The sequence below is a fragment of the Bartonella sp. MM73XJBT genome (assembly GCF_028618465.1).
Classification (GTDB): domain Bacteria; phylum Pseudomonadota; class Alphaproteobacteria; order Rhizobiales; family Rhizobiaceae; genus Bartonella.
On sequence record NZ_JAQISY010000046.1, the window covers coordinates 1 to 7,558 of the forward strand.

Annotated in this window: 10 protein-coding genes; 3 read left to right on the forward strand and 7 right to left on the reverse strand. The window is 38.5% G+C overall.

The genetic code is table 11. The annotated features are described in order from the left end of the window. From PVV69_RS08715 to ssb, 5 genes are all read right to left on the reverse strand, one after another. Window positions 1–958 (reverse strand): portal protein (locus PVV69_RS08715; RefSeq protein WP_273757201.1); only part of this gene is annotated, 958 nt, incomplete at its 3' end. Then, window positions 943–2,271: a PBSX family phage terminase large subunit gene (locus tag PVV69_RS08720; RefSeq protein ID WP_273757202.1), complete on the reverse strand. Its 1,329-nt coding sequence runs from the start codon at window positions 2,269–2,271 to the stop codon at window positions 943–945. The genes PVV69_RS08715 and PVV69_RS08720, both read right to left, overlap by 16 nt. Beyond that, window positions 2,252–2,584, reverse strand: a complete 333-nt coding sequence (locus PVV69_RS08725; RefSeq protein WP_273757203.1) for a hypothetical protein — start codon at window positions 2,582–2,584, stop codon at window positions 2,252–2,254. The genes PVV69_RS08720 and PVV69_RS08725 overlap by 20 nt, the downstream gene beginning before the upstream one ends. 602 nt (window positions 2,585–3,186) lie before the next feature. Beyond that, the gene (locus tag PVV69_RS08730; protein ID WP_273757204.1) at window positions 3,187–3,711 is read right to left on the reverse strand and encodes a hypothetical protein; all 525 of its coding nucleotides are present in this window, start codon (window positions 3,709–3,711) and stop codon (window positions 3,187–3,189) included. Between the two features lie 10 nt (window positions 3,712–3,721). After that, the gene (ssb, locus tag PVV69_RS08735) at window positions 3,722–4,159 is read right to left on the reverse strand and encodes a single-stranded DNA-binding protein (protein ID WP_273757123.1); all 438 of its coding nucleotides are present in this window, start codon (window positions 4,157–4,159) and stop codon (window positions 3,722–3,724) included. A gap of 137 nt (window positions 4,160–4,296) precedes the next feature. On the opposite strand from ssb, the gene PVV69_RS08740 reads away from it, so the two are divergent. Together PVV69_RS08740 and PVV69_RS08745 are read left to right on the forward strand one after the other, a co-directional pair. After that, window positions 4,297–4,605, forward strand: coding sequence for a type II toxin-antitoxin system RelE/ParE family toxin (locus tag PVV69_RS08740; RefSeq protein WP_273722108.1), 309 nt, complete (start codon window positions 4,297–4,299; stop codon window positions 4,603–4,605). After that, window positions 4,586–4,903 carry an addiction module antidote protein gene (locus tag PVV69_RS08745; protein ID WP_342752724.1) on the forward strand — a complete coding sequence of 106 codons (318 nt, stop codon included), beginning with the start codon at window positions 4,586–4,588 and terminating at the stop codon, window positions 4,901–4,903. The genes PVV69_RS08740 and PVV69_RS08745 overlap by 20 nt, the downstream gene beginning before the upstream one ends. A 621-nt stretch (window positions 4,904–5,524) precedes the next feature. Here PVV69_RS08745 and PVV69_RS08750 read toward each other — a convergent pair. Beyond that, window positions 5,525–6,199 (reverse strand): phage antirepressor KilAC domain-containing protein, encoded by a 675-nt coding sequence (locus PVV69_RS08750; RefSeq protein WP_404978380.1) that lies wholly within the window; start codon window positions 6,197–6,199, stop codon window positions 5,525–5,527. Between the two features lie 137 nt (window positions 6,200–6,336). Then, the gene (locus PVV69_RS08755; RefSeq protein ID WP_273755655.1) at window positions 6,337–6,648 is read right to left on the reverse strand and encodes a hypothetical protein; all 312 of its coding nucleotides are present in this window, start codon (window positions 6,646–6,648) and stop codon (window positions 6,337–6,339) included. Window positions 6,649–6,885: 237 nt separating this feature from the next. On the opposite strand from PVV69_RS08755, the gene PVV69_RS08760 reads away from it, so the two are divergent. Continuing rightward, window positions 6,886–7,558, forward strand: a 673-nt coding sequence (locus PVV69_RS08760; protein WP_273757206.1) for an Arm DNA-binding domain-containing protein, incomplete at its 3' end; no start/stop codon positions are given.

Below are 7,558 nucleotides of genomic sequence, written 5' to 3' on the forward strand. Positions count from 1 at the left end.
AAGGAACCAAAGGTTGATCTGGTTCAAGCAAAACTTTCCTGCCTAAAAAAGCACGCTTTACAACCTTTTTGTTAAAAGCCGCCCCTTGTATCTGAGGCATCATGCATTGGAGTTGCTTAAATTCCTCTTCACTATAGTCACGAAGTTCTCCAGTGCTTAAATCGGGCGCTTTGTAATATCTCTCGCTTTCAAACCAACGACATTCAACAAGGGTCACCATCCGCCGCCCATTTTCAACATCAACGCTCCCATCATCACTGTAATAATCACCATCATTGTGATGAATCCCCTCATAAGTACTCCCATCTCTCGCCCAATCCGCACTGAGTTCGCTCCAATGGGCTGTTGGAAACATTTGTCTTGCAACTTCTAAGGGCTTGCGATCTACATACCATAAGCGTTGGACATCGGTTAAATTCGGTTGCACCGCTGTACTGTCCCAAACCATCTTTAACGGGTCTAAACGCGCTATAACCGGTTCCCCATCTATACTGTTTTCGTAATCAAGTCTGGTATCGGTCCAGCCCATGCCACAGATGACAGCATCTTGGAAAGCATCAGAATCCGCATATTCCGCATGTGCCATATCACGAAACCATTCTGCTGCACCGGTTAGCAATTCACTGGGCAATGCCTTGCCTATTTGACGGGGAATAAATTGTACTTCACGCTTATTATTGCGTTCAGCTCCCACAACGGCATTCACAAGCGGAGCTATCCGATTAAAAGTCATAACGGGGCGGCGCTGTTCTTTTAACGCAGCTAAATCCGCTTCATTCCACTGATCCCCATTGTAAAAACAAAAATCTTCACGTGCTTGCTCGCGCCATTTGTTCACATGCTCAACATCTTCTTTGTACCAGCTTACAAGCTTGCGAAACAAACCTTCTGTCGACAAATCTGAAATGTTGCTATCTTTGTCTAAATGCTCTTCATCATGCATCATTCTGCCATCCATGACGTGCTCTCATAAGCGTCTCTACCGCTGTAAGCTTCTCTCTTATGTTTCTGCACCGGCTGTTCATAACCCACACACATTAAGCCAAAAGCATCCGCACCATGACTGGACCAATCATGCTCGGCGCCTAACCCTATATTCCGCTTCTCATCCCATTTTTCGTGATACCAGTTCAGTGCCTTGCGTCCTGCTACCGTCGTCTCTTCATTGAACCAAACAGAAGGTAAAATACGCCGCACCGCCTCTATACGCATCTTAACAGCACCTGCTCCTTGATTAGGAATGACCTGCGTTTCAAAACCCGCATCATTTAACGCACTCTCAAAACTCACATTATGCACACGGTCTCTGGTCGCACCATCATGGGGTAACACCATTAATGCCTTCTCATAACCATTCTGACGCAACCAACCGATATGCTCTGATAAGGGCTGTCCTTGTGCCTCGTAATAATCAAGCACCCTTATTTCTCTACCAACAAATTGTGCTATCCATATAGCCGTTGCATCTGCCTTGGCTCCTGTTCCCCCAATATCCCAAAAGGCGCGTATCTGCATTAAAGGGTCACGAGCAACACGCCCTATCCGCCCCTCCTGCTCAGCTGCCAACATCTCCTTTTGAAAGTAAGCCCCTTGAACAGCGGTAAGATAAGCACCCTCCCAGATATGTTTATAGGTCTCTGGTCTGTTTCTAAGGTCATCAAGCCGCGCTTCATTCAAGATCTTTGGAAATTTCGGATTGTCTGACCAATTGATCTCAACACGTTTAATGGCTTCATTGTCTGAAAAACGAAAGCGCTTCTCAACCGGTGCATTGTCCCGTAATGGGTTCCATGTCACCCATAACTCTGCTCGCCATCCTTCTCCTTCTTCACGCAATGTCGGTATAAGCGTCTGCCAAGCTGTCTCTGTGACTGGTTCTGCCTCATCAACCCAACACAGCAATATCCGCCCCATGGATTTGATACTGGCAATATTCCGGTCAAGACCACAAAACTGAAAGGCTATACGACCATCATTCGACTTAATTGAAGATTCCCCAACCTTATAATAGTCCTTTAAAAAGTCATGGGCTTCAATAGCACGCTTAATCTCCTCTAAAGAACTTTCTGCTAGCGAATTTTGAAACTGCCGTGCACAAAGGATAATGCCTGATATTCCCCCCATCCCAAATTGATAGCCCTTTAAAGCAGCCATCAAGGCAAAGGACCTTGTCTTTCCTGACCCCCGTCCCCCAAAAGCAGCACGCACCGCCGCCTTGCCTGCAAAAATCGGTATAAGCTTTGGTACAATCTTAATCTGTCGTATTGTCATTCACCAAAGGAGCGATTTCCACGCGCCCTATCATCTTAATGGCTCCCCCATCCTCTCCTGTCACTTGCAAGGGCAAGATCTTACCAAGCAACGCTAAATAAGCCGCAGGGCATTTAATCGCTTGCTTTTCCAGATAAGAGATGAGCCCTTCCTTACCATATTTGCTGCCTGCCAATTCAGCAGCTTTAATGATAGCCTCTTTAAGAAGACGCGTATTCTTATTCGGTACCCCTTTTACCCGCCCTTGACCAGCATTAGGAGGCAGAGGCTTTTTGGTCGGTTGTAAAACCTGCTTTGTGTTTTCGGATGTCATAAATTCCTCCCTCCAGATAATAAAAAACCCCGCATTTGCGGGGCTTTAAACTGTATCCAACCCTCATTTAGATACAATACGACTAGTGCCGTAATTGTCATTAAATACGATTTGCATCACTTTGTCAACACAAAAATAACACATATTGATAACTTTAAAGGGAATCAATTATAAAAGTGGATACATTCTAAACAATAAATACCGAGAAAGTAATATTTATGACTACGATGTTTGTAACGTTAGATCCACTTCCAGTAACAATAAGCCCCCTATTAGCAGCGTTTACGTTAATAGTTTCATTTTATCCATTAGTATTTGGATTATATATTTTTTTTGACTCTTCTTCTTACAAAGACTATACTTTTCTAATAATAGTGATATTTTCTTTGTGCTTGCTAGGGTTATTAGTAACCATAATTCCATGGTATACGGTATTTATCGTAATTGGAATAATAATAATGCTTTTCGGATTGATAAGTGGGCTTTTATTCCCTGATTACACCGATGGGTGTGGTATAAAGCTTCTAGCAATTCTTATGATAATTTGGCTAATTGCAGAGCTTCTTATCGGATATCATGGGAACTAATCTTTTTATAAACTTTTATGAAAAATACTTCTGAAGTGCATTAAGAGCAACTCGCAGTGAGTTCACAAGATGCGGTAATTCTTGATCTTCTATAGCGAGGTACTGTAGCGCAGCGTAAAGATTGTACTGTCTATAGAGATTTTGCGCTTCTTTTATTGCCTCGTGAACAGATTGATAATGACGCGTTGCTTTTTCAACCCACTGTTCAAGACTATTAGGGTCTGAATTTGTAGAAACATCATCATAAATAGCACTAGGCAAGCCCTTTGCACAAAGGTAGTTATTTCGTATCTGCAGGTACTGTTGTGCGGCGTCATATTGCTCTTGAGTAAGTACACCTTGCAAGCAAAGCCGCCCTATATAGGTACCAGAAAGCGGATTTTTAGCCTCTTGTAAGCTTAAACAGAAGCGCTTTGCACGCATTTCTATTGCCAATTTATCAATGGCTTCACGAGGTGCTTTTGCACGCGATATACGTCCATTGGCTTCTCTTACCTGCCCTGTTATCTTAGGGCGTCCCCTCTTTTTATTTTTTTTCACTCATACCCTCTTAAAAAGGAACGCTGTCATTTGGTACTGTAGGCATATCAAGAGGTCTGTGAAAGCTTCTGTCATAAGGGGACGACTGCTCTTGATCATCATCATTTTTGCCATCTAAAAGCTTTAAGTCGCCTTTGTATTGTGGCAAGACAATCTCTGTTACAAAACGTTCAACACCGTTTTTATCTTGCCATTTACGGGTTTGTAACTGCCCCTCTATATAGACCTTGCTGCCTTTATTAAGATACTGAAGTGCTATTTTTGCCAAATGTGGATTAAAAACCACAATGGAATGCCATTCTGTCTTTTGGATTTTCTTATTGGTTGCCTTCTCTGTATAGCTCTCAGATGTTGCTAAACGAAAATTGACTACCTCACCACCTGATGGCATTGTTTTGCTTTCGGGATTAGCCCCTAAATAGCCAATTAAAATCACTTTATTTAACATGCTTATAGTTCCATTCTATCATGCAAAAATTATAGCATAATTTTACTATTTTTACAATGTTTTCAATAAGATAATAAAAATATTTTTGAATAAACATTACAATTGACATTATTTATTTCGTAGTTTATAAACTACATATGTTCATTATTAAGAAAACGTCATATTTTAATAAATGGTTAAACTCTTTAAGAGACAAACAAGTACAAAAGAAAATTGCTATGCGCATTTTACGTCTTGAATACGGTCTCTTAGGTGATGTTAAATTTTTTAATGGCATAGGTGAGTTACGTATCCATTATGGTGCTGGTTACAGAATTTATTTTGTAAAAAGAGAAAAAGAGATTATTTTATTATTAAATGCGGGTGATAAATCAACTCAACAAAAGGATATTGAAAAAGCCCTTCAATTAGTAAAAGAGATTGATGATGAAAATAACACCATTTGATGCTAGCGAATTTTTTAAAACCACTGAAGATTTTAAAGAATTATTACAAGATGCTTTAGAAACTAAAAACAGTAGTTATGTTTCATATGTATTAGGAATTATTGCACGTAAGCAGGGAATGACCGCAATTTCCCATGAGACAGGGTTAAATCGTGAATCTCTTTACCGCTCTTTAAGCAAAAAAGGTGACCCACGGCTTTCTACTTTCTTTAGTGTATTAGATGCTTTAAATTTACAAATCAGTTTAAAACAAACACCTAATAATTGTGAAAAAACAACAGTTTTAGAGAAAATTTAAAAATTATTTTGACATTGCCTTTTTACACAGATTGTTTAATATAGAGATATTCGTCCACTCTTGGATAATGGAATAACAGAAAGCGTGTGAAAAAAGCCGTGTCGATTAATTTTGACGCGGTTTTTTTTATTGTCTATCATTTGATTAGAGCATTCAAAAGCAAGGTTATGATAAGGTGATATAAAAAAACCTTGCCACCTAAAAAAGATGGACAAGGTTTTCAGTTTCTTAAATCGATTTCTATATTAGCATAGCCTGTTTTAAGATGCAAATAGAATTAAAATACATTTGCCTTTATCCACAATATGTAGTATTTTATTTGACGCTAGTATGCATTGCAAAACAACAAAATGAAAGCCGTGTCAAAATCAATTGGCACGGCTTTTTTTTGATACTTAAGATAATAAATGTTTTTAATCTAGAGAACGGTTAAAAAACAACGCTAGAATAACGTTGCGAATTAAGTATAGCATGATCTATTTTATGATGCAATTTGATAAAAACGCCATTGCGTTTATACACAAAATATGCGATATTTATTCTGCATTTTACATTTGGAAATGATATATACTACATCCTTGTAATAAAAGCCGCGTCCCTTAAAGAAACGGCTTTTTTTAATTATTGCATATTTCCGTGGATTTGCTCTCTTAATAAAGCCAATCCTTTTGTTGTTATTTTTGTTGACGGGACTGTCTTTTCTGTACCATCATTTTTTTGAATAGTAATGGTCGTGCAATCCATTAAACCTTTTTGTATTTTATCTTGATATGGTAATAATGGACCACTTGGTACTCTTTTGTAAACCCAACCATATCTTCGTAAGTAATCTGATAAATCCTTAGGTCTTACTTCTAAGATTTTCGCAGCATCTATAATACCAAACAAGCCATCCGAGCGCTTTAGACCATCAAGAGCTATTGCTTTTGGTTTGAGTGTACTTACTTCATTTTTTAAAGTTTCTAATTGATTGATACTTTCTAAAAGGAGTTGTTTAATCGTAAGAGGATTTTCCAAAGCACTTGCTAAATTTATTTGTGGTATTGCTACTTGCTTTTCTAATTCCTGCCAACGGTCAATAATTTTTGCACGCAAAGCAGTGCTATAACCAGAAACAAGAATTAAACATTCACGCTTGGGGAGGTTGTAACAAGGGCGGGGTTTCCCTTGTTCATCAATATAAGTGCTTAAAAATTTAGCCGGCTCAAATTTGAGCTCGCTAAATATTTGCTTAATATCACGCATAACATTTTTATGTTGCTTACCACACAACTCTGCAATTTCAACACTAGACATAGTTTGAACGCTATCATCTATGTTGATTTGATTTACGTCTATTGGATTTTTTTGATTTACATTGATTAAATATTGTGACATTCTTCTTTTTCCTAGTAAAGTTAAAAAGCAGGCGCCCCGCTGCGCCTGCGCTTTATTTAAGCAGCCTCATTAATGCTATGCACATTATCAAAAATAGGATTATAAGCTTTTAGCAATGAAACTATTGATTCAATTGGTTCAGATTGACCAAATTCTGTAATAATTGCTAAAATTTTTGTAAAATTTGGAATTTCGTTTTGTAATTTAAAAAACAAAACTTTTTCGAGAGCCCCCATAAGCTCTACTAAAGAAACGTGATAGTTATCTTCAGTATCAATATCAATATTTTCACTATTAGCTTCTTTACACACAGCCATCCACAAATCACATAAGAAATCGGTAGTGATGTTGATTTCGTTTTTTTCCATTTGAAATTCTTTCTATTCACTAAAAGTTTTTAATTGACAGCCCATAAGGGCGCCGGGCGCTAGCAACACATTGATTTATATAGATAATTTACTGTTTTGCATGTTGAATTAAAGACCCGAATATAGTAAGGTTTTCTCATTCTAAACCCTCTCAGATTGAATCAATTAATATCACTTGCTTGCACGTCAAAAGCGGGGCTGGTGTGTGGGTAAAAACTGTATAAGAAAGGAGTAAAAATGGTCCTTATGAACCGTCTTAATGCAAGATCTGTCGCAACATTGGGGGCTGGCAAATATAATGATGGTGCCGGCTTGTTACTCCATAAGCGTAAAGATGGGGGTGCTCAATGGCTTTATCGTTATACCATTCACGGGCGTCGTCGCGAAATGGGCTTGGGGGCATTAAGACATGTCTCTTTAAAAAAAGCCCGTGAATTAGCAAATCAATGGCGTTCTGTTTTGCATGAAGGGCGTGACCCCATTAAAGAACGTGAAAAACAAAAGCGTGAGGTAATAAGCAATCTCCATTATTTAAAAGATATTGCTTTAGATGCTTTTGAAAGTCGTAAAGCTGAATTAAAAGATGATGGTAAGGCTGGAGACTGGTTTTTACCTTTACGGCTTTATATTCTCCCAAAATTAGGTTGTCTGCCCGTTTCAGAGATTACACAAACAGAGATACGCAATGTTCTTACTCCTATTTGGCATACAAAAGCTGCAACAGCAGAGAAAGCACTGAATCGTCTTAATATTTGTCTCAAACATGCGGCTGCATTAGGGTTAGATGTTGATTTACAAGCAACAGAAAAAGCACGTGCTCTTTTAGGTAAACAACTCCATAAAACACAAAATATACCAGCTATGGATTGGAAAGATGTTCCTGCTTTTTATCAGACACTCAGTAAAACGA